The 22,121-nt window shown below is 53.4% G+C and carries 15 protein-coding genes and 2 pseudogenes; 5 read left to right on the top strand and 12 right to left on the bottom strand.

Annotated features, from left to right (window positions below; genetic code table 11):
• Positions 1–23: 23 nt before the first annotated feature.
• A complete protein-coding gene (locus ABNF92_RS15730; protein WP_349342672.1) occupies positions 24–1,055 on the bottom strand; it encodes a low specificity L-threonine aldolase in 1,032 nt (343 codons plus the stop codon).
• 160 nt (positions 1,056–1,215) lie between these two features.
• Between ABNF92_RS15730 and ABNF92_RS15725 the strand changes: the two genes are divergently transcribed.
• On the top strand, positions 1,216–3,417 hold the full coding sequence (locus ABNF92_RS15725) for a LemA family protein (RefSeq protein WP_349342671.1): 2,202 nt from the start codon (positions 1,216–1,218) through the stop codon (positions 3,415–3,417).
• A 1-nt stretch (position 3,418) separates the two neighbouring features.
• On the opposite strand, the gene ABNF92_RS15720 is transcribed toward ABNF92_RS15725, so the two are convergent.
• From ABNF92_RS15720 to ABNF92_RS15710, 3 genes and pseudogenes are all read right to left on the bottom strand, one after another.
• Positions 3,419–4,117 (bottom strand): crotonase/enoyl-CoA hydratase family protein, encoded by a 699-nt coding sequence (locus ABNF92_RS15720; RefSeq protein WP_069184284.1) that lies wholly within the window; start codon positions 4,115–4,117, stop codon positions 3,419–3,421.
• Positions 4,118–4,249: 132 nt separating this feature from the next.
• Positions 4,250–4,735 (bottom strand): DUF3592 domain-containing protein, encoded by a 486-nt coding sequence (locus ABNF92_RS15715; protein ID WP_069184285.1) that lies wholly within the window; start codon positions 4,733–4,735, stop codon positions 4,250–4,252.
• A 221-nt stretch (positions 4,736–4,956) separates the two neighbouring features.
• Positions 4,957–5,853: pseudogene (locus ABNF92_RS15710) on the bottom strand (IS3 family transposase); the annotation flags it as partial.
• A 58-nt stretch (positions 5,854–5,911) separates the two neighbouring features.
• Between ABNF92_RS15710 and ABNF92_RS15705 the strand changes: the two are divergent.
• The gene (locus tag ABNF92_RS15705) at positions 5,912–7,081 is read left to right on the top strand and encodes an IS30 family transposase (RefSeq protein WP_014575753.1); all 1,170 of its coding nucleotides are present in this window, start codon (positions 5,912–5,914) and stop codon (positions 7,079–7,081) included.
• A gap of 12 nt (positions 7,082–7,093) precedes the next feature.
• Here ABNF92_RS15705 and ABNF92_RS15700 read toward each other — a convergent pair.
• Positions 7,094–7,357 (bottom strand): annotated as a pseudogene (locus tag ABNF92_RS15700) (transposase); the annotation flags it as partial.
• Positions 7,358–7,644: 287 nt separating this feature from the next.
• On the opposite strand from ABNF92_RS15700, the gene ABNF92_RS15695 reads away from it, so the two are divergent.
• Positions 7,645–8,331, top strand: coding sequence for a response regulator transcription factor (locus ABNF92_RS15695; protein WP_014575751.1), 687 nt, complete (start codon positions 7,645–7,647; stop codon positions 8,329–8,331).
• A 124-nt stretch (positions 8,332–8,455) separates the two neighbouring features.
• On the opposite strand, the gene ABNF92_RS15690 is transcribed toward ABNF92_RS15695, so the two are convergent.
• From ABNF92_RS15690 to ABNF92_RS15680, 3 genes are all read right to left on the bottom strand, one after another.
• Positions 8,456–9,184, bottom strand: coding sequence for a TorF family putative porin (locus ABNF92_RS15690; protein ID WP_041644866.1), 729 nt, complete (start codon positions 9,182–9,184; stop codon positions 8,456–8,458).
• A gap of 535 nt (positions 9,185–9,719) precedes the next feature.
• Positions 9,720–9,950, bottom strand: coding sequence for a hypothetical protein (locus tag ABNF92_RS15685; protein WP_014575748.1), 231 nt, complete (start codon positions 9,948–9,950; stop codon positions 9,720–9,722).
• 145 nt (positions 9,951–10,095) lie between these two features.
• Positions 10,096–11,349: an ISL3 family transposase gene (locus tag ABNF92_RS15680; protein WP_349342348.1), complete on the bottom strand. Its 1,254-nt coding sequence runs from the start codon at positions 11,347–11,349 to the stop codon at positions 10,096–10,098.
• A 328-nt stretch (positions 11,350–11,677) separates the two neighbouring features.
• On the opposite strand from ABNF92_RS15680, the gene ABNF92_RS15675 reads away from it, so the two are divergent.
• Complete coding sequence (locus ABNF92_RS15675; protein ID WP_041646046.1) at positions 11,678–13,000, top strand: sensor histidine kinase; 1,323 nt, start codon at positions 11,678–11,680, stop codon at positions 12,998–13,000.
• Positions 13,001–13,087: 87 nt separating this feature from the next.
• Here ABNF92_RS15675 and ABNF92_RS15670 read toward each other — a convergent pair whose 3' ends face one another.
• The 3 genes from ABNF92_RS15670 to ABNF92_RS15660 are packed head-to-tail and all read right to left on the bottom strand — an operon-like array spanning position 13,088 to position 18,789.
• Positions 13,088–16,285, bottom strand: a complete 3,198-nt coding sequence (locus ABNF92_RS15670; protein WP_014575746.1) for a CusA/CzcA family heavy metal efflux RND transporter — start codon at positions 16,283–16,285, stop codon at positions 13,088–13,090.
• 14 nt (positions 16,286–16,299) lie between these two features.
• Positions 16,300–17,547: an efflux RND transporter periplasmic adaptor subunit gene (locus ABNF92_RS15665; RefSeq protein ID WP_062785126.1), complete on the bottom strand. Its 1,248-nt coding sequence runs from the start codon at positions 17,545–17,547 to the stop codon at positions 16,300–16,302.
• Positions 17,548–17,571: 24 nt separating this feature from the next.
• Positions 17,572–18,789 carry a TolC family protein gene (locus ABNF92_RS15660; protein WP_041644864.1) on the bottom strand — a complete coding sequence of 406 codons (1,218 nt, stop codon included), beginning with the start codon at positions 18,787–18,789 and terminating at the stop codon, positions 17,572–17,574.
• A gap of 417 nt (positions 18,790–19,206) precedes the next feature.
• On the opposite strand from ABNF92_RS15660, the gene ABNF92_RS15655 reads away from it, so the two are divergent.
• Complete coding sequence (locus ABNF92_RS15655) at positions 19,207–21,348, top strand: TonB-dependent receptor (RefSeq protein ID WP_041644863.1); 2,142 nt, start codon at positions 19,207–19,209, stop codon at positions 21,346–21,348.
• Positions 21,349–21,772: 424 nt separating this feature from the next.
• On the opposite strand, the gene ABNF92_RS15650 is transcribed toward ABNF92_RS15655, so the two are convergent.
• A complete protein-coding gene (locus ABNF92_RS15650; protein ID WP_014575742.1) occupies positions 21,773–22,117 on the bottom strand; it encodes a P-II family nitrogen regulator in 345 nt (114 codons plus the stop codon).
• Positions 22,118–22,121 lie beyond the last annotated feature (4 nt).

Genomic DNA, 22,121 nt, shown 5'->3' with positions numbered 1-22,121 from the left:
CTTCGCCCCGGAATCGATAGCTCTTAGCTCACGAAGGCTCGTACATCCGACAGGAAACGGTCGACCTGTTCAGTGCTCGTAGCCCAGGAACACATCAGGCGGGCACTGCCACCGATAAAGTTGTAAAAGCGCCACCCCCTGGCCCGCAGAGCTGCCTGCACAGGGTCCGGCATTTCCACAAAAACACCGTTCACCTGCCTCGGATAGCGTAACCGAATACCGGGAAGCCCTTCCAAACCCTCGGCAAGACGCTGTGCACAGGCATTGGCATGGCGGGCATTCTCCAACCACACATCACCCTCGAGAAGCCCGCACCAGGGTGCCGAGATATAGCGCATCTTCGAGGCCAACTGGCCGGCCTGCTTACAGCGCCATTCGAAGTCCTCCGCCAGAGAACGGTTGAAAAACACCACTGCCTCGCCAAGCGCCAGACCATTCTTGGTGCCCGAAAAACAAAGAACGTCGACACCGGCCTTCCAGGTAATCTCGGACGGATGTACATCCAGCGCTGCCACCGCATTCGCGAAGCGGGCACCGTCCATATGGATATTAAGCCTGTGGCGATCAGCAACCTCTCGAATAACCCTGAGTTCCTCGGGCGTATACACCGTGCCCACTTCCGTGGCTTGAGTGAGACTGAGCGCCTTGGGCTTGGGGTAGTGAATGTCAGTCCGTTTGGTGACCAGGTGTTCGATACTCTCCGGCGTAAGCTTGCCGTTTTCACCCTGCCCCAGAAGCAGCTTGGCGCCGTTGGACGCATACTCCGGGCCGCCGCATTCATCGGTCTCGATGTGCGCAAGCTCATGGCAGATCACGCTGTGGAATGACTGGCCAATCGACGCCAGGGCCAGAGAGTTGGCGGCGGTGCCGTTGAACACAAAGTAAACGTCACAGTCGGTATCGAACAGCTTTCTCAGACCATCCGCCGCTTTTTGCGTCCAGCTGTCCTCGCCGTAGGCGGGTTCATCCATGCGGTTGGCCGCTTCCATGGCCTTCCAGGCCTGTGGGCAAACACCGCTGTAGTTGTCGCTGGCAAACTGCTCGGACTGGGACACAACCGCTCCTGAAATCTGAAAGGAAAGCCTTTTACGTTATAGCAACCGCCAGCAGTTGCCAACTTGCCGATACCCCGTTGCCACTGGATTGGCAGTATGACGAAGCCGGATACTTTATACTCTTGCCCCTTAAAGCCAGTAGCAAAGGGGCACTCCCGCCATGAGGCGCTTCAACATCGCCAGTATTCCCGGCCGGATCATTACCGCCATCATTGCAGTCGTCTGCCTGGCCGGCAGCTACTACGCGATGACGACAGGCCTTAGCCAGCTCACCGAGGCGCGGCAACTGGAACGGCTACCTGAGACACCCATCGGCGGTTTGACCACGGGCCCATACGTGGTCGCAGGCGATGTCACGGACCAGCTGGGAACGCTCAATACGCCCTATTCCAAAACCAAGGCGGTCTACTATCGCTACAAACTGGAGGAAGAAAATCGCGATTCCGACGGTGATTTGCGCATCCGCACCCTGGATTCGGGCGCTCGTGGCGGCAATTTCCTGCTCAGGGACCAGACCGGATCGGTCACTGTGGCAGCGGGCGGCAATCTTGGGGCCGCGGAGTGGGTCCTGGAGCGGACCTATCGCCAGCAATCCGGTCGGCGAATCTATTCGGAGTGGGCCCTCGTTCCGGGCCACACAGCGAGAGTAATAGGCCAATACGATAGCAATACTTCGTCCATCAGCTTTGCAGGCCTGGATGATTTCAGTCTGCCCGCTATGGTCTCCAGGAATACCCTGGCCGCAGACAGTGGCGACAGGTTCTTCGAAGCTGCCATCCGCATTTCCATCGCAACCGGCCTGCTGGCGCTGGGCGTTGCGCTACTGCTGCCCCTCGTAAAGATTCACCGATTCTGGGTCTACGTCCTGGTGATGACGTTTGCGGTGTCAGGAACTCTATCAGTGCTTGGCATCAACAAGCTCCGGCAGGAATGGTCGGCCATCGCCGATTTGTATGAAACCCGCTATCAACAGCTGGATGCAGCCAGCTCCGAGCCACTGGTGCTTGCCGACGTGGCCGCACTGCAGCAACTGATCCGCCAGAGCACCAGTGGCTGGCTGGATCGCTGGATGTTCCGGAGCGTGGTCCAGAATCGCCTGCCCGTTCCCGAGCTGGATGAAAGGACAGCAAACATGGCCCAATCTATCGTGGCCAGCCAGCCCGAAGGCCGATATCAGCACGCCTGGACCAGCCGGGGGCTGGCAGCAGCCAGCATTATTGCTGCCCTCTTGCTCTTGTGGTTGTCGATCCGGACCGTCAAATTCAAGCGCCTGATTGAGGCGGTTCCTACCAGCAGCACCCGCGGGCTCAGTTTTGGTCTCTCTGAGCTCAAGGCCATGGTGGATGTTGATGATGACCACCCGCCCCTTCGTGACCCACTGAAAAACGAAAAATGCGTGGCCTTCGATTACAAGGTGGAAGAGAAGCGTGGCTCCGGAAAAAACGAAAAATGGCGTGTGATAGAGCATCGCCAGGAAAGCGTACCTTTCTGGCTTGAGGACAACGAGGGGAAGGTTCTCGTACAGCCAGACGGTGCGAAGATCGAATACCCGCAATACCATTCAGAGCGCGAAGGTGACAGGCGTTACACTGTGCGCTTCCTCGACACCTTCGTGAATGTCTACTGCCTGGGCTTTGCCGGACTGGACCGCGACAGGCCGGACCGACTCACAATTCAGAAGGATGAAGCTTCCCCCTTCCTGATCAGTGGCAACGAAGAAGAGGACATTGTGCTGGACCGCGGAGCACGGGGGTTTGCGGGCATTGCCCTGACCCTCGGCCTGTTCCTGTTCGCCACCACTGCCCTGTTTGCGGCAGACGGCGGTTTCAGCCCGGACAATCTGATTCTGTCAGCGCTGACGGTACCGTTTGTACTGCTCATTTACACCGGCATCCTGCACTACAACGACATTGTTTTTCTGAAAAACCGCGTTGATCGAGCAGCCGCCAATATCGATACCATTCTCCAGCAACGCCATGACCTGTGGCCCAACCTGGAGAACGTCGTCAAGGCGTCTCTGGCCCACGAAAAACAACTGTTGAAAGCCATTGCCCAGCTGCGCAACGCTGACCCTGCCGAGATGAATTCGAGCGGGCAGGCAGACAAGCTGATTCAGTTCGAAAAGAAGGTAACCAACGCACTTCAGGCCCGGATCGAAGGCTATCCGGACCTGAAGAACAATGAGGTGATTCAGAAATTCATGTCAATCATGGCAGAGACGGAAAACTATCTTTCGCTACTGCGAAACAGCTACACCGAGAGTGCCATGATCTACAACACGCGGATTCAGTCGTTCCCCGACGTAATCCTTACCAAGCTGTTCCGTTTTCGCGAAGCAGTCCAGTTTGGTTCCGAAGCCTGAACTAGCCGTTCAGGCCGAGGTGCTCGGCGTCCTGCTCGATGCAACGATCCAGCAGCGCCAGATAGTCCGCCTTGGCCTTTACCTTGGTTTCACGATGAGCGCGCATGTTCAGGGTCTTGAAGTGGAGCGCCAGCTCGGTGGCCCGCTCAACCAGCTTGTCCTGGGCGACCACCTCATCCAGGAAGCCCGCCTCTACAGCTCCTTGCGGGTTGTAGATTTCCGCGTTCACGACCGAGCGATAGAAGTGCGCAGGCGCCAGTCGATGGCGGGCAATTTCGATCCCGGCGTGGTGCATGGTCATGCCGATTGCAACCTCGTTCAAGCCGAGTTTGAAGGGCCCCTCAATACCAATGCGGTGATCCACTGACAGCAGAATGAAGGCGCCTTTGGCAATGGCATGGCCGCTACAGGCACCAATAATCGGCAAGGGGAACGCCGCCAGTCGACGGGTAAAGGTGGAGCCAGTCTTGACCAGCGTGGCGGCCTCTTTGGGGCCTTTCTGCATTTCTTTCAGATCATAGCCGGCAGAGAAAACGCCTGGCTGGCCAGTCAGGATCACAACGGCCTTGTCCTGCTCTGCCCGATCCAGCGCGGCATTGAGCCCCTCGAACACCTCATGGCTCAGGGCGTTGGCCTTGCCATTGCTGATGGCAATCGTAGCGACACCGTCTTTCAAGTCATAACTTACCAGCTCAGTCACCTGTACTACCTCTCTACCGGAATTAAAGTGAGTGTTTGTTTACTTCACTGAACCTGATTGTGTGACACGCGAACCCAAGATTCAACATCAATTAGTCTTCTTAGTTGCAACTTTCAGATCTATTCTCAGGGTTCAATGATAGGAGGCAAAGTAGGTAAGCAGCGGGCCAATCCAAATCGCGAAAGATACGCAGAGTCCGAATTTACCGGGTTTCAACAGCGTGCTTTTCTTGGGATTGTTCGGGTTATAGAAAATCTTAACCAAGTCCCCCTGCCGATCCACGCTTTTAAACTGGTGCTCGAGAATACCCCTGGCGTTTCGATTGGTGACGAAGATCCAAGGTGAAACACGTTTGCCCTGATACCTTTTGCCGTGGACCTCATATTCATAGAGGGCGCTGACAACATAACGCGTATCAGCATCATATCGATCACTTCCACCAAAGGTGCGGGTGCCTCCGTCCAGTAATTTGCCTGTGACTGAAGGCCACTGCCTCATACGCAACTGGCCGAAGAGCGAAATGCTCATGATCAAAAAGCAGTAGAGCGCAATGAAAAACATGACACCCTGCTTTTCACCTGCTCTAGCCAGCTCCCACATCGTAATCAGGTATTCCACGCGGTTTGCACTTTTGGTTGAGGTAGGTCTGCCTATTCTCTTTATTTTTTAAGAGGGAAGAATAGTTTTTTGATGCTGAGCGTGATTAATTCGCCATGACTAAACTCACGCTAAGGTCGCAAAGCGGATATTCAGACAGATAGACCAAGACTCTCCCTAGAAGAAATTCGGACTCTTTTTAGAAAGGTGCGCAGTAACGGGGTAGAACCCCTTTGTAGTGGTCAACTAATCCCGGACAGTATTTTAAGGTTTTCCTCTGCTGCAACGGGAGAAATGCCGCCGTTGAACGTATGAGGTCTTTGCTGGTTGTAGTAGTCCATCAGATAGCCACCAACATCTTTTTTGGCCTCAGGCAGATTTCGATATCCCAGGGCCGGTATCCATTCAGATTTCAGACTCCGGAACAGCCTCTCCATCGGTGCGTTGTCCCAGCAGTTGCCACGTCGGCTCATGCTTTGTGTCATTCGATAGCGCCAGAGCCGCTGACGGAACTTTCGACTGGCATACTGGCTTCCCTGATCCGAGTGGAACATGACTTTTTCTGGTTGACCACGCTGTTCCCAGGAGTGGTCTAGAGCTTTGACCACCAAATCGGCATCGGGGCTGGATGACATCGCCCAACCAACGACGCGTCGGGCATATAAATCCAGAACGACAGCCAGATAACTCCACCGCTGGCCGCTCCATACGTAGGTGATGTCACCACACCACGCCTGATTCGGCCGGTCTACCGTAAACTCACGAGCCAGATGGTTCGGGATATCCGGTCGCTCAACGGTCGCCTGCTTGTAGGCGTGAGGACCCGGCTGCTTACAGATCAGCCCCAGCTCACTCATCAATCGTCGAACCTTGAAGCGCCCGATGACAACGCCGTCGTCATTGAGCATGCCCTTGATCGTTCTACTGCCGGCAGAGCTGCGGCTCTTGGTAAATAGGCGGTTTACCTGAGCCTTTAGGGCCAGACGCTCAACATCCACGTGCTTCCGCCGTTGGCGGTACTCGTAATAGCTGGAACGGCTTATATCAAACGCATTGCAGACCATTTCAACAGGCATTTGCTCACTCAACTGGTCTATCAGCGCGTACGATTCATGTCGTCCGACATCAAGAGAGCGGTGGTAGATTCAACCGGTCAGTGCAACATAATGCACACTGGTAACTATCGGGGCTTTCAGAATGTCGCAGCAAGTATTAAAGACCAGAGGGCTGACCTACCAGCAGAAGCAGGAGCTATGGGCTCGATGGAAGAAAGGACAGTCGCTTAGCGAGATTGGCAGAGCCCTTGGGAAGCATGCTGGATCGATTACTGGAATGCTCGCCATACATGGCGGCATTGCCCCTCTGAGACGTTCCAGGTCGGCGAGGGTGCTTAGTAGCTCTGAGCGCGAAGAGATTTCAAGAGGCATCTCAGCGGGACTGACATTGACTCAGATTGCCGACTCGATGGGACGGTCTGCCTCAACCATCAGTCGAGAGGTCAGTCGTAACGGAGGAAGAAGTCGGTACAGGGCGAACGTGGCAGATCGGCGTGCCTGGACCCAATCAAGACGTCCGAAAAAATGCCTTCTCGCATTGAATGAGCCCCTCCGTGCAGCCGTTGCCGAAAAGCTGAGCCTTGACTGGTCTCCAGAGCAAGTAGCAGGCTGGCTAAAACGCCAGTTCCCGGACGACAAGTCGATGCATGTGTCCCATGAAACGATTTACCGAAGTCTCTTTATTCAAGCCCGAGGTGTTCTGAAGAAGGAACTTATCAAACACCTCCGATCAAGACGCGGTATGCGTCGATCACGGCACAGAAGCTCTGAAGAGGCAGAATCCCGCACCAGCATCACAGATTTAGTTTCTATCCGTGCTCGGCCAAAAGAGGTTGAAGGCAGGGCTGTTCCTGGCCATTGGGAGGGAGACCTGATATCCGGATCCAAGAACTCACATATTGCGACGCTAGTAGAGCGGCAGTCCAGATTTACGATGCTCGTTCATGTCGGCGGAAAAGATACGGAAAGCGTTGTTTCGGCGCTTTGTCGGGAAGTCGGCCAACTCCCCGAGGAGTTGAAGAGAACCCTGACCTGGGATCGAGGAGGTGAGCTGGGTAACCACAGGAAATTTACGCTTGCGACCGACATGCAGGTTTATTTCTGTGACCCGCAGAGCCCCTGGCAAAGAGGCAGCAACGAGAACACCAATCGTCTGTTGCGCCAGTACTTCCCGAAGAAGACCGATTTATCGGGCTATTCCCAGAAGCAGTTAAATGAATTTGCAAGGAAGCTGAATGAACGACCGAGGAAAACACTCGACTACCTAACACCTGTGGAGAAGCTACAAAGTATATTTGCGTTGACCGGTTGAACTCATAGTAGCCTTTTTTAGTATGTCTTTCTCCTGCTCAAGGCGCTTGCAGCGGGCTTCCAGCTCCTGAATACGGCGCTGCTCCGGGGTTAACGCCTTGCCCTTCGGGGTGACACCGTCACGCTCCTCGGTCAGTTGGTTAACCCAGCGCCGGATAGCGCTTTCACCAATTCCCAGGGACACGCTCGTCTGGGGAATCGTGTAACCTTGATCCAGCACCAGGCTGGCTGCTTCCTGTTTGAACTCCGGAGAAAAAGAACGTCGCTTTCTGGTCATCAGACACCTCGTTTATGGTGGCGATATTACCACCTACGTTGGTGTCCGGAATCATTGAACCACTACACTTGGTGCATCTGTCACGATAAACGGTGGAAGACCAACTTGCCTCAGCCCATGCTTTGTGGATTGCCAACCTGTCCGAAAGGTAATGTGCTTTTCAAGCTGAATTCAGGTTCGTCTGTTGAAATGCCGCGTCGCTTGAAATCCATTTTTGAGCTATTTTGATTTGCGCACGAGATAGGTGGCGACCAAAATCATCCAACATCCAGAAACGGCGTTCATAGATGAAAGTTCTAATTGTCGAGGATAACGCGATACTCGCAGAAAAAATTTCTGGTTGGCTTGCGAAGGAACACTTTACTGTTGATGTAGCCAAAAACGGCGCAGAGGCCAATTCTTTCGTAGAAACATGCAGTTATCAGGCGATTATACTCGATATCGGACTGCCCGACCAGAACGGACTTTCCTTGATGCAGAAGTGGAGAAGCGGTGGCAAAGATGAGGCTATTCTTATTTTAACTGCTCGCTCCAACTGGACAGAGAGAGTTGAGGGCTTGAATGCCGGCGCAGACGATTATCTTCCAAAACCCTTCGAATTCGATGAACTAAAAGCTCGACTTAGCGCCATAATACGAAGAAAAGACGGGCGAGCAACTGATAAGATTATCGTGGATGGCTTTCAACTTAATGCAACCTATAGAACCCTAACAACTCCCGATCATAAAGAGTTCAGACTAACCGCAACGGAGTACCGCCTTTTACAATGCCTTCTTCGCTCTCCTGACAGAGTCTTCTCGCAGGACGAACTTGTTGAAGCACTCTATAATATCGAAAGGTGCCCAACCAGAAATGTCGTTCAAGTCTACATAGCTAGGCTCAGAAAGATACTCGGTAAAAAACGAATAAAAACATTGAGAGGACAAGGATATTTCTTTGCAAGAGATCCTCTTCAAAAAGGGGTTGAAGGTTAAATTATTTTACTGTGATTTAACCATTTTTCCTCAAGGGCCAAGGCTCGCCAGATAAATGCGCTGGCCCAAAGACCGGGCCAGCTTTCTCAATGTTTAACCGTTTCGGTGAAAAATACCAAATAGATTAAAAGGACTTAGTCCAGCCCAGCCAAAACTTCGGGTCGTCCGAATTGACCGAACCAAGTGCGTTACTTGAATCGATATCAGCGTACTCCAGATTAACACTAAAAGCTCCAAAGCTCTCCGCATCTTTGGTGATGTTGACAGCTGCATGTCCGTAGCTCGCCTCGCCAATAGACGCCTTGCTATCATCAGTGAAATCATAATAGCCAATCAAAACACCTGTGCTGAAATCGTCTTCCAGCGGCACATCAACAGATGCGTAATAATAGATATCGCCTTGAACGAACAGCCCATCGCCGCTTACGTCGCTGTTTGCTGTGTAAGCAACACCTATAGATGCAATGCTGTAATTCAACTCTCCGTATATTTCGCCAAAATCAATAGATTCAGGAGCATCAGGGTAAGAGTAATAAATGTACCCAACATCGTAACCAATATCCTCGATTGCACCGGAGAAGCCAGCATAAAGATCAAGCTCATAGCTCGTCCCATCGCCGAAATCCACATTGGAGCCCCAGCCGCCAAAATAAAGCCCCGACGCATGTTCGTAGTCAAGCCCGCCTTGCGTCGCCGTTGAGCCATCTGTTTGTGTCACACCACGAAATAAGTAGTTGCTTGTTACACCTAAATTTGCACTTACATTAGCGTTGGCAATTAACGGGACCGCTTGGAGGGTTACGAGCAAACCAACACTTAGCAAACAATCCTTAGTCGAGATACGTCTTTTCATCGTTTTCACCTTAAATTTTGACAGCTTAGTTATTTGCGCATCGAATAACGCATCTACAATGACTGCATATTTTGCGCCAACTTTTAGAGACTTAGTTTATGAGCAATTATTGTCAAATCAGGTCCATAGTTAATAAAATCCGTTGAATATTTAATCATTCAATGCAATGAACATTTTGCTTCATAGTTTCGCATTGCTCGACGATAGTGCACTCATTAATAATGCGCACCAAATAGGAACAAAAACTGAAATAAAAATATCACTAAAGTAGAATATTTTTAACGCAAAAATTCGAGATAAGATATGGTTCTATTAGGAAAATAGAGGTAGGTCTTAATTGGTCATGAATACTACTAAAAAAACTCTGAGTAAAGAATGCAAATTTCCAACTTTTTGCACTCTGTCTTTTTTTCGAAATTGATCAGCCTTAAAGCGCGACTTTCGCCGTTTTTGGAAAAATTAACAAAATCTATCATCAAACTAATCTTGGAGCCACGCAATTGCGCGCCTGGCTCCAAATAAACAACGATAAATGTTATTGCTTTGCCAAAAGATCCCCAATCAACTCTTTAATCAATCTATGTTCTTCCTTCAGTTTTTTGATGGTCTCGATCTCTTCCACACGATACTGGGAGGAACGTTCATCTATGCTCTTATTAGGATAGGTTCTTGCCTCGTTGTATCTGTCCGCTTGCCCTCCTGCGAGGGCTATTGAAGCACCACTTGCCAGGAAAGAAGCTACTAGAATCATGGATACTTTCTTCATAAAACGGCTCCGATATTTATTCCAATTAGACCGACAAAATTCAATGGCCTCGGATGATCAGTAGAACATCGAAACTTTAAACACACTTGAAAATCTATGGTGATGAAACGTTTTTTTAGGGGTCTCTTCCGTTTTGTGTGGAACATTAGCTTGCAACCATTCTCTGTAATGGCGTCTGGAACGGGTTTGCTGGCAGATGCTTGAGCTTGCCGGCAATCAGAAAGCAGATGGCAATGAAGTGGCTCGCCGTGCCGTAGCCGCGCGCACGGGCCTTGGCCGCCTGGATCAGGCTGTTCATGGCTTCGACATAACCATTGCTCAAGCCGCTTTCAAAGCCCTGTAGGACTCCGGCCCAGTGTCGCTTGAGGGTGGCAGCTAGTTGTTTCATCGGTTCCAACCGACAGCGTCTGGCCCAGGAGTGCCATCGCTTCAGTAACCCTTCCGCTTGTTCACGACCAGGCTTGGCCTGGAAGATGTCACGCAAGGCCTCTTTGATGCGCCAGGCACGAGCGGTCTTCAGGTTGGAGCGGGTCAGGTCGTAGACGGCCTCATCCTGCTTTTTGCTCCAGCGGGCCATGTCCGTGAGCCAGGCCCATTTGGTTCGCTTCAGGCGGGCGTCGTGGCGTACTTCAGACTTGCGCACGGCATCCACAGCCTGATTTGCCAGCTGAATGATATGGAACCGGTCAAAGGTGATTTCGGCGTTGGGCAGGTGCTGCCCCAGGCCGCTGATGTAGGCTTTAGACATATCGATGCTGGCGTGCCGGATCTGATCAGCCTTGCCCTGATGGCTTGCAAGATCCTCAGAGAATCCTTTCAGAGTCTGGGCGTCACGACCGGGCGTTGCAAAGATGAGTCGGCGCTCGGCCAGGTCATGCACCAGCGTGATGTAGTGATGGCCACGCCGACAGGCGGTCTCATCGACCCCGATGGTGGTCACGGTGCTGTAGTCTTCACGAGCTTGTGCCTGGGTGACATGGTGGTCCAGTACCCGCCAAAGGGCCCTGTCATCAGTCCTCAGCTGCCTTGCCGTGGTCGATACCGGCATGGCCTTGGCCAACGTGAGCGCAAAGGCTTCGAATAGCAGGGTGAAACGGCTGCCCGGGCGAGCCCAGGGTACTTCCACCTGAGTGGTCTTCTTGCAGCCGCCGCAGCGCACCCGGGGCACCTCGGCATGGACATAGGCGGCAAACTGGAAGAAGTCCAAATGCCGCCAAGTTCGCGGTTTCCGGTCGTGAATAGGCTGATCAGCTCGCCCACAACCAGGACACGGTAATTGCTTCGCCTCACAGGAGACCCGGAAATCGATACGCTGGGCCTTTGGGTCAAAATCGATGTCATCGACAGCCCATGGTGACGTCAGACCCAAGGCTTGTGTGAACAAGAGTTCCGGATTCATAGAGATGTTCGCTGGAGGTCAGAAGATATCAGGGAGTATGGCTCAAAAAGGCGTTAGCTGGCGACCGATTCCACACGAAATGGAAGAGAGCCTTTTTTAGCGTTTACCCCTAGCTCAAAAGCCATTCAGGTCGGCTTTGATGACACTAAACCTAATTTTTCAATGCCTGAGAAAATAAGACTAGGCCAGACCTATCTGAAGGCCAGAGCCGCCCTCCCTCAGGTTCGCACCCGTTGCGGCACGCTTCGATTCCAACTATGCTTTCGGACCGGAACACCTCTGTTTGCTTTCAACTGAACCCTTCCGCTCAATCGACAAAAGCACCCTCATGACAGCGCAGAAAAGCATCCGAAAAACTGCACTCCAATATGGCATGGTTTTTAGCATCCTGTATTTTCTGCTTATTTTTTTCTCACACACCTATGTGATAGAGGAGCTTTCGAACGAGTCCAGAAAACATCGTCTTGACAAAGAGGTGGAGAGTTTTCAAACCATCATTGCAAACGAAATGCCGACGGCCGACGAGATCGGAAGCATGATCGATCAATTCCAATTGCTACTGGAACACGCCCTCATTGTTGAAATGAAAGATGGAAGCGTCATTGCCAGTAACAACGTAAATCAAACGAAGTTGCGTATGATCTCAGAAAAGCCGGCGGGCTTTGTCGAAATATCCCACGGTGCGGATCGCCTTCTCGGATTAAAACGTGGTGTCGGAATTGATAGTTCGCTTTCGTCAATCACCATCTTGGAAATGGAAAGCGGACTAGCTGAGCGATCCAGTGGGGCTCACCTGACCTTGCTGGCTGCCTCCGCAATATTACTTGTTGTTCTCTTGGCTCTGGTAGGCACCACTACTTACCTGGCTTTGAAACCGATCGAACACATCAAGGAAGACATGAGGAGACTGCAATCTGGCAAACAACCTCGTTTGAATCCTGACGCACCAGAGGAGTTCAGTCCGCTGATCAAACAGTTCAATAACCTACTTGAACTAGCAAGTCGTCGCCTTGACCGCCATCGCCGCCTCAATTCCGATCTTTCTCACATGGTCAAGACCTCGATCTCTGCCAATCTCGCAATCTTGTCAGACACTGGTTCATTACCTCCGTCCCGCGACGACATAGAGTTCATGACCTCCAACCTAAAGGATCTAAGCCGGTCCTTGAACTACCGCATGAGCAAGGCAGATATCTCCGGCAGGCAGATGGGGCAAACATGTTTGCCGATTGAAATAGCGAACAACGTCATTTCTGTCATGGAAAAAATCTTTCCCGATAAGAGTTTCCGTATTAATACATCCTTGCCGAATAACTTCAGTTGGCCCATGGAGCGTCAGGACCTATCAGAGTTATTCGGTAACCTGCTCGAAAACGGCGGGAAGTGGAGTCAGGCTGAGATTGACGTTTCAATAAGCCAGACCGATTCCGGGCTAACGATAGAAGTTGCAGACGACGGCCCTGGGATTACTCCAGAAGCGGCCTCAAAAGTGATGGATAGAGGTTCCCGGCTTGACGAAACCGTTTCTGGATTTGGATTGGGACTGTCCATCGTGTCCGAAATACTAGAAGACAATTTCGGACGGATGAACATTGGCCCCTCAGAAACGGGGGGCGCCAGAATTACAGTTGTGCTTCCTTTCCCAGAGTAGAGCACAACCATAATTCCTCCGCCCCGCTATGACGGAGGGACTACCCTCCCCTGCTCGCGATCAAAACTGTGTATTTCCACCTCTTTTCTACCGTTGCATATCATCGAGTTTAGCCCTTGAGAAGCGCGTGAATAGAGCCGGCAAAACAAAAAGCGTTAGGAAAGTCGCAGTCACGAGACCACCTACAATCACGCTGGCCAATGGCTTCTGGATTTCCGCACCCACGCCCGTCGACAATAGCATCGGTATCAAACCGAGTGCCGAGGTTATTGCTGTCATCAAGACAGGACGCAAACGGGAGACGGCACCTTCAAACACCGCGGCATCCACGCTTAACCCATCCTGTATTCGCTGATTGATGCTTTCGACCATAACGACTCCGTTAAGCACCGCCACACCAAACAGTGTGATAAATCCAACGGAACTGGGCACGGAAAGGTACTGGCCGGAGATCCAGAGTGAAAAGACGCCACCAATGACAGCAAGCGGTACGTTGACAAGAATCAGCAGCGCCTGACCAACCGAACTGAAAGCAAAGTACAACAACAACGCAATCAGACCCAAGGATACAGGAACCACAATGGCCAATCGCTTCTGAGCTCGCTGCTGGTTTTCAAATTGACCACCAATATCCACCGAATAGCCGGGGGGAAGGTTCACTTCTGACGCGATGGTATCTTGAATATCGGCAACCACACTGCCCATGTCACGACCCTGCACATTGGACTGAATGACCACACGGCGCTGCACGTCATCGCGGCGCACCTGAGGCGGGCCGGACTCAATAGACACATCGGCCACATCACCGAGTCTCACCCAGGCCCCGGACGGCGCTTGTAACCTGAGATCGGCAATGGCATCCCGGTCCTCCCGGAAACGTTTGGCCAGACGCACATAGATATCGTACCGCTCATTTCCGTTGATGATCTGGCCTGCGGCGGCACCACCCAGTCCATCCCGGACGACACTCATCACATCAGACACGGCGAGTCCGTACCGGGAGAGTGCCTGACGGTCAGGCTGAACCACCAACTGCGCTTCACCAGCAATCTGCTCCATGGCGACGTCTCGTGTTCCCTGAACTGTTCGGACCGCCGCTTCAATCTGCTGGCCTTTCTCCGCCAGTACGTCGAGATCCGGGCCAAAGAGTTTGATGGCCAACTGCGCACGAACACCTGACAACAATTCATCAACCCGAGTCGCGATAGGCTGAGAAAAGTTAAACAGTAGCCCCGGGTGCTGTTCGAGCTTCTCCTCAAACAGGGCCTGCAATTCGTAGCGATTACTGGCGCTGGTCCACTCCGAAGTTGGCTTTAAGCCAATATAGATCTCTATGTTGTTGACGGGCTCCGGGTCGCCCCCTATTTCTGCTCGACCAGCCCGGGACAGAGCGTAAGTCACTTCTGGAAATTCCATCAACATGGCTTCCAGTTTTGGCGCAACTTCAATCGCCGTATCAAGGCTTGATGAAGGGGCCAGCGTCACCCGGAGGTTGATCGTCCCTTCTTCCAGTTCAGGGACAAACTCAGTGCCGAGTCGCGGCACGACCAGGGCCGCCAGCACCACAAGAACAGCGGCAGCACCGACAACAGATCGGGTGTGTTTCAGCGACCAGTCAAGGCCCTGGCGATAAAGCTTCTCAAGAGGTTTTAAAACGAAGCTTTCCCGTTCCCGGATACCCTTGCGAAACACAAACGAAGCCAACGCAGGCACGACGATCAGAGCAACGATCACAGCGGACACAATGGCCAGCATGATGCTGATCGCCATTGGCTGGAACAGCTTGGCTTCCACACCTTCAAAGCTGAACAGAGGCATGAAAACGACCAAGATAATCGCCGTGGCGAAAAAGATGGGGCGCGCCACTTCCCGGCCGGCTTCCTGGAGTCTGAGCGCAATGCCATGATCATCGTGTGACGCGTCCAACGGATCGGGGTCGTTTTCAATCAATTCATCTCGATGGGCGTCATGCTCAGCATCGGGATGCGTCAGATGTTTGAACATGTTCTCGACCATAACAACAGAGCCGTCCACCAGCATGCCAATTGCCACAGCAATGCCGCCCAGAGACATCAAGTTGGCCGAGAGACCGAACCAGGCCATGATCATCAGGGCAATACCGATGGAAATCGGTATTGAAAGCAGCACGAGCGTTGTTGCTCGCAGATTCATCAGGAAGAGAGCAAGCACAATCGCAATAAACACAAAAGCCAACAAAAGCGCATTCGTCACCGTCTCTACTGCCTTGGTCACCAGATCCGCCTGGTTGTAATAGGGCTCAAAACGAACCCCACTCGGAAGCGCCTGATTTATGCGCTCAATGCGAGCCTCGATGCCGTCGATGGTGGCTTTTGTGTTGGCCCCCATTCGTTTGAGTACAATGCCAGAAACCACTTCACCCAGTTGTTCAACTTGACCGTCTTCGTCCTTCCGGGTCATGGTCACCGCACCCTGGCGAATTTCAGTGCCAAGTCCCACCTGAGCGACATCGTCCACGGTTACTGTGATGCCGTCACTGGTTTTAACGGGTACCTGACGGATCTGCTCCAGCCCCTGCTCGCCATTGCCCAGCCATCCCATACCGCGAATAACCAACTGCTCCTGTCCGCGGCCCATATACCAGCCCCCAACATTGGAGTTGTTGTTTTCCAGGGCATGCATGACGTCATTCTGTGATAAGTCATAGGACAACATTCGAGCCGGATTCAGGTTCACCTGGTACTGGCGAACTTCTCCGCCAAACGACAGGATTTCTGTAACCCCTTCGGCCGGTATCAGCAACAGTTTGACCAGCCAGTCGTGCAAGCTGCGCAATTCCATTGCGTCGTACCCCGAATTCGGGTCCGCTATCAACAAGTACTGGTAGACTTGGCCGAGACCGGACGTATTCGGGCCCATTTCAGGCACCCCGACCCCGTCCGGAATCAGCTCCCGCGCGGCCTGCAACCGCTCGAACACCAGTTGACGCGCGAAATAGATATCCGTGCCCTCTTTAAAGACCACGGTGACACCGGACAACCCGGTTTTGGAAATGGATCGAACCTCCTCAACATCCGGCAACGCATACATCACCGCTTCAATGGGATAGGTGATCAGCTGCTCGACCTCCTCAGCCGCAAGTCCGGGCGCCTCTGTGTTAACAGCGACCTGGACGTTTGTAACGTCAGGGAAGGCATCAAGATTCAGTTTTGGGATCTGAAACGCGGCCGTGGCGATAAGCACTGCTAGCGCAATAAGAACCAACAGGCGGTTCTGAACCGCCCAGTCGACAACTCGGTTGAACATAATGGCTCCCGGAATCAGTGGTTGTGTGGGTCAAAGCCGCCTTTGGCAATTTCAGAGGCCACAAAAAATGCGCCCCGCGAAACAATCCGCTGGCCTGCAGTCAGGCCGGAAATTTCACGGAGTCCGCCAATTGAGCGGCCCAGTTCCACTTCCACAGGCTCATACTCCCCTTCAGCCTCTTCCACATAGACCGTCCAGTCGCCATCGGCCCTTCGCATCAAGGCGCTCTCCGGCACCGCAAGTACCGGCTCCTTGGTTTTAAAAAGGAAATACACATCTGCAAACATTCCGGGATGAAAACGATCTTCAGGATTGTCCAGCTCCAACCGAACAATCCGCGTGCGGGTCACAGCGTCAATGGTATGAGCTTCTTGGGATACCGTTGCCACAGCTACACGACCTGCAACTCTTACTTCCGCTTCTGCTCCTTGCTTAAGGACAATGTCGGAGTTTGCTGGCAGGTGAGCCTCTACCCAAAGTTCGCTTTCATTAGCCAGAGTCACCAGCGGTTGGCCTGCCTCAACTCTTTGTCCTTGCTCAAACTCATCGGTCAGCACTGCGCCGTCCACGCGAGCCCTGAGCGTGTATTCACCGAGACTACCTACGCCGCTGGCCTTCAACGCACCAATGTCATCATCGTTTAGCCCATAAGCAAGCAGAGTCGCCCTCGCCGCTTCAATATTGGCTTTCGCGGTATTGAACCGTTGATCACCCACCACGGAACGACCCAGCCCGCTGATTCGCTCCCATTCAGGAAAAGCCTTCCTGTAATCAGCCTGCGCCTGTGCCACCGTCTCACTGAACAGGGTTACCAGCGGCTGACCTTTGGTTACGTGCTCACCCAATTCCACGTGACGTCTCAACACCACCGAGGCAACTCGGGGGGACACGTGATAGCTGGTATAGCCGTTGGTCAGCAGCTCACCGGGAGCGTAAATTTCATAGTCAACGCGCTTGCTCTCGAGGGTTGCTACTTCAATGCCGGCAAGCTCTTTTTGTTTGGCATTGATGCTTGCGGAGGTTGCTTCTTCATGACCACCATCGCTCTCCTCTTCGTGGCCATGACCTTCTTCTTCATGCTCACGTTCTTCAGCATGTCCGCCCTCATGCTCATCCTCTTCACCGGTGCCTTCTCGATGATCGTCGCCACCGGCGGCATGATCGTGGCCCGCCTCGTTATGAGCATCTTCCTCGGCCTGCACCAGTGAAGGGGGAGCTATAAACAGCGTCAAAACAAATACTGAAATCAGAGTTTTTTTCATGATGAATATCCAGTTTCCAGAATATTATTGGAAGGGGGTGATCAGTTCGCCAGACTGGCTCAAGAGCTCAATCAGGCCCAGCTGCGCCAGCTTTTCCAGTTCAATACCGGTTTTCAGACTCTCCGCGCGCTGGCCCAGCGCCTGGAGATACTCAGAGGTGGAGAGGTCGCCGACCTGCCACTGCTTCTCAAGCAAATCGGCACTTCGCTGTACACGCCCCTGGGATAGTTCTTTCCATCGACGGAGTTGCTTGTCGTATCGCTTCCAGGAAGCGCGAGCGCCTGCCAGGTCATATTGTCGTTTCCGGTAGAGCGCCTGAAACCGCGCTTCCGCCTCCAGAGCCCGTCGATTCGCAGCCCGGGTTTCAGCGCTGTAGTTATTACGGACGTTCAGAGGGATCGAGAATGTCAGGCCAACCACGTTCTCGCCGCCGTCACGCCCTCCGCTCAGCCCTACTGTCGGCGATGCTGTGGCTTTGCGTCTGGCAACCTCTGCCTCACTTTTCAGCACCTGCCACTCGGCTCGAGCGGCAGCAATTGACGGGTGTGCCAGCAGATCAGCATCACCAATCTCGGACTCCAGCGCTGACCATATATACTCGGGGATTCCCCCATCCTGAGGCCTCCAGTCCGGCAGACGTTCTCTAACTTGAGTTTCTGCTCGATCAACTGCGGCCTTTGCCTGGGCGACTTCGCTCAACTGACGGGATAGATTTAAAAACAGAAGCTCTGCGTCGGCACGCCCCAGATCACCTGCCTGCTGGCGCTGTTCAACCTGGTCCAGCAAGGCATCCAGGCGCTGCTGTTGGGATTCAGCAATTTCCTCTAACAGCGTAGTGGTGCGCCACTCGACAAGCGCAAACAATGATTCAGACGTTTGTGTCAGGACTGCTTCGCTCAAGCCAGCTTGCGCAGAAAGCCTGATCAGCTTTGCCTTCTCCTTTAATGCGCCCTGTTGATCAGACCAATCGATCGTTTGTGACAGCCCTGCCTCAAAGTTATTCTCACTGCCCGTTCTGTCTGCTCCCACGGATAACTCCGGGTTATACAGCGGTTGTTCGCTTGCCTGAGCGTCCTCTTTCCGCGCTGCCGCCTGCTCTGTCGCTGCCAGTACCTCCGGGTGCTTACTTATCTGGCCTGTGAGCCAATTCGCCCAATTGACAGTCTCCGCTTGACCTAACAGAGGAATGGACAATAGTACTGAACACAGCAACGCCCGAGGCGAGTGCTTGCTTGCCTTCATCATCGTTCTCCCGAAGCAATTAGTAGCCAAAAATTATGGGCGGTAAGAAGCCCGTGACGAGGTAGGAAGTGATCGGAATCTTAAGTGTGAACTTTGAAATGAGTTTGAATTTGCAGCCTATTTTAGAAAAATCGCCTAGGGCCTGCGCGACATAAGCTTTTGACCTGCCATGTTTTGAACCGGTTCATCGCCCGACTGGCCAGCAGGTCAACCGGGGCGCCAGGATGGCTCACGGCATAACCCTCAGACCGAGTAATCAGGGAAAGGCTGTTAACCGTTTTCAGCCTGGTGACACCTTCCCGCACCATGAGCATTGACTATTGACTCGATAGTTACAGAGCCGTAAAGTTTATAGACAGAAATGCGAATTGTTTGCACCTGCATTACCACCAGCAAATGATAACGGAGAATAACCACATGTTTAAACCTTGCCGACTATCACTGGCCGTGGCAATCAGCCTTGCCCCGGGTCTGAACTGGGCCGCCGGAGATAACCAGCCCCAGATGCTTGAACCCATGGAAATCATTGGCGATGCTTCTGCCGTCCAGACCTTGCCAGGGTCAGGCTACGTTGTTGGTGAGCAGCAGATGAAAACCGAAGTTGAGACCGACATCAACCAGGTACTGAAAACCGTTCCGGGTGTCTATGTGCGGGAAGAGGAAGGCCTGGGTCTGCGACCTAACATCGGCATCCGCGGCGCCACGGCCGAGCGCAGCAGCAATGTCACCCTGATGGAAGATGGCATTCTTATCGCACCGGCGCCCTACTCCAATCCGGCCGCCTATTATTTCCCGACGCTGAAGCGGATGTCCTCGCTGGAAGTGCTCAAGGGTGCCCCGCTGCTGCGCTATGGCCCGCAAACCACCGGTGGTGTCGTCAACCTGATTTCCACACCCATTCCCGATCAGCGGCAGGGCTATATTGAGTCCGTCACCAACGACCGCGGCTCCACCGACGTTCATGTAACCTACGGTGACACGGCCGGCGACTGGGGCTACCTGCTTGAGACCGTCCAGCGCTCCGCGAAAGGCTTCAAGGAAATTGACCGCAGCAACCGCGATACCGGCTTTGATATCGAAGACTATGTCGGCAAACTACGCTGGCAGGGAGAGCGCCAGAGCGTGACCGCCAAGCTGCAATACTCCGAGGAAACCTCCAACTCCAGTTACCTCGGCCTGACCGATGCGGACTTCAGCCAGGATCCGAACCGGCGTTACGGGTTGTCCAGCATCGACCAGATGAACAATACCCACTCCGGTATCAGCCTGACCCATCAGTTCGATTGGAGTAACACCGTAAGCAGCACGGCCACCCTCTATCGCAACGACTTCAAGCGGAACTGGTTCAAGCTCAGCGGCGGCGGAAGCATCATCGACTCGGCAAACGGCGGCGACGCCAATGCCCAGGGTATTCTGGACGGCACAGTTGATGCCAGCGGTCTGGATTACAAAAACAACGCCAGGGACTACCTGTCCGAGGGCGTGCAGGTAAACTTTGATGTCGACATGGGCAGCCACCAGTTTGATTTCGGCGCCCGCTACCACGAAGATGAAATGGATCGTTTCCAGCCAGTCGATGTTTATGACCAGGTCAACGGCTCTCTGGTGTTCCAGAACACTGTCGCCCCCACGGGCAGCAATAATCGCTTTGAGACCGGCGAGGCCCTGAGCTTCTGGGCGCTCGACACCTGGCAGGCGACGGACAAGCTCAGCGTTAACCTCGCCCTGCGCTACGAGGATGTGAAAACCGGTCGCACCCAATACGCGGATCCCGGCCGCACAACCATCGACAGCACCCGCGCCAATGAGAGTGCTGAACTCCTGCCCGGCACTTCCTTTACCTATGACCTATCCCAAAGCTGGCAGGTTCTGGGTGGCGTACACCGGGGTTTCTCACCTCTCGGGGGTGGTGCCAAGGCAAACGAAGAGCCGGAAACCAGCAAGAACTGGGAGGCCGGCCTCCGGTACTTTGGCAATGCGTTCTTCGCGGAAATGATCGGCTTCTACAGCGACTTCTCCAACAAGGCCGAAAACTGTTCCGTGGGATCGCCGTGCAGCAATGGCGCCACCTCTGGCAGTTTTGTAACCGGCGAGGCTGAAATTTCCGGTGTTGAGTTCCAGCTCCAGACCGGCACGCGGGCGGGCGAGTTCTACCTTCCGGTTAGCCTTACCTACACCTTTACCCAAGCGGAAATCAGCAAGGACAATGCTGCCTCGGGCCTGACAAAAGGTGAGCAGCTCAAAGACGTACCTGAAAACCAGATGAGCTTCCGGACAGGCATGGAACACCCAAGTGGCTGGGACAACTACCTTGTGGCCACCTACGTCGATGAAATGTGCGTCAGCGCAGGTTGCAACAACACCGCCACGAAACTGGACGAGACCGAGTCCCTGTTCCTGGTTGATTTCATCAGCCGCTACGCACTGACCGCCAGTGCGGATGTCTTCCTGAAAGTGGACAATGTGTTCGATGAGCAGCAAATTGTCTCACGTTTGCCCGATGGCGCCATGGCAAACCTACCACGCACCGCTTCATTGGGGATAAGCGTCAACTTCTGACGAACAACCGGATGGCGCCTGATTTCCGGGTGGCTTCGCGTTTACGTCACGACAGCAAAGAGCCCGAGGCTGGGGCTCAGATTGCTGATAAACCCTCGTCATTACGGCGGGGGTTTGTTGTAGTTGGAGCCTCGACTTTTTAGAGACTGACCCATTCTCAAAGCGCCGCTTCCGCCGCAACACGAACATGAAGTGGTCGGCCGGCGCAACTCGCCGCTCAATCCACGGACGATGCTAAAGTTACTGATTTATGCCTACGCCACCATTGTCTTCTCTTCGCGCAAGATCAAACAAGCAATTTGAGCTTTTCGACTCGTTGCGGGCGGCCTAGGCGAGGTCTGAAATCTTTCAGCCGGGAATGGAGCTGTGATGGCGGCTCGCGCGACCAGCACAGCCGCGATGCCACCATCCAGCTTAAATAGAACTAGCTTGAAGTGGGTTGAAGTGCGCTTTCGTTGGCCGCACCATCCTCGATGCGAACAGCCCGAACCAGGCGGGATACCAGTACCTTGCCGTCCCCCGGGTGTCCATCCCGGGTCCTGCTCGTTCGCACAATGATGTCCACAACTTCATCGGCAACAGTTTCGGTCGCTACATCTACTTCCAGCTTGACCATCTTCACTTTCTCCAGAGGCGACTCATCACCGACCAGATGGCCAAATTCGTTGAGAGACACGACGGCAATGCTTGCCACTCCTTGGACTTTTGCTAGAGCATCAACCACATGCTCCGCCATCACCTCTCTGACATAAGCCTTTATTTCGTACATAAAC

Source organism: Marinobacter sp. MMG032, assembly GCF_040112695.1.
Lineage (GTDB): Bacteria > Pseudomonadota > Gammaproteobacteria > Pseudomonadales > Oleiphilaceae > Marinobacter > Marinobacter salsuginis.
This window is presented reverse-complemented; position numbering and strand designations above follow the sequence as displayed.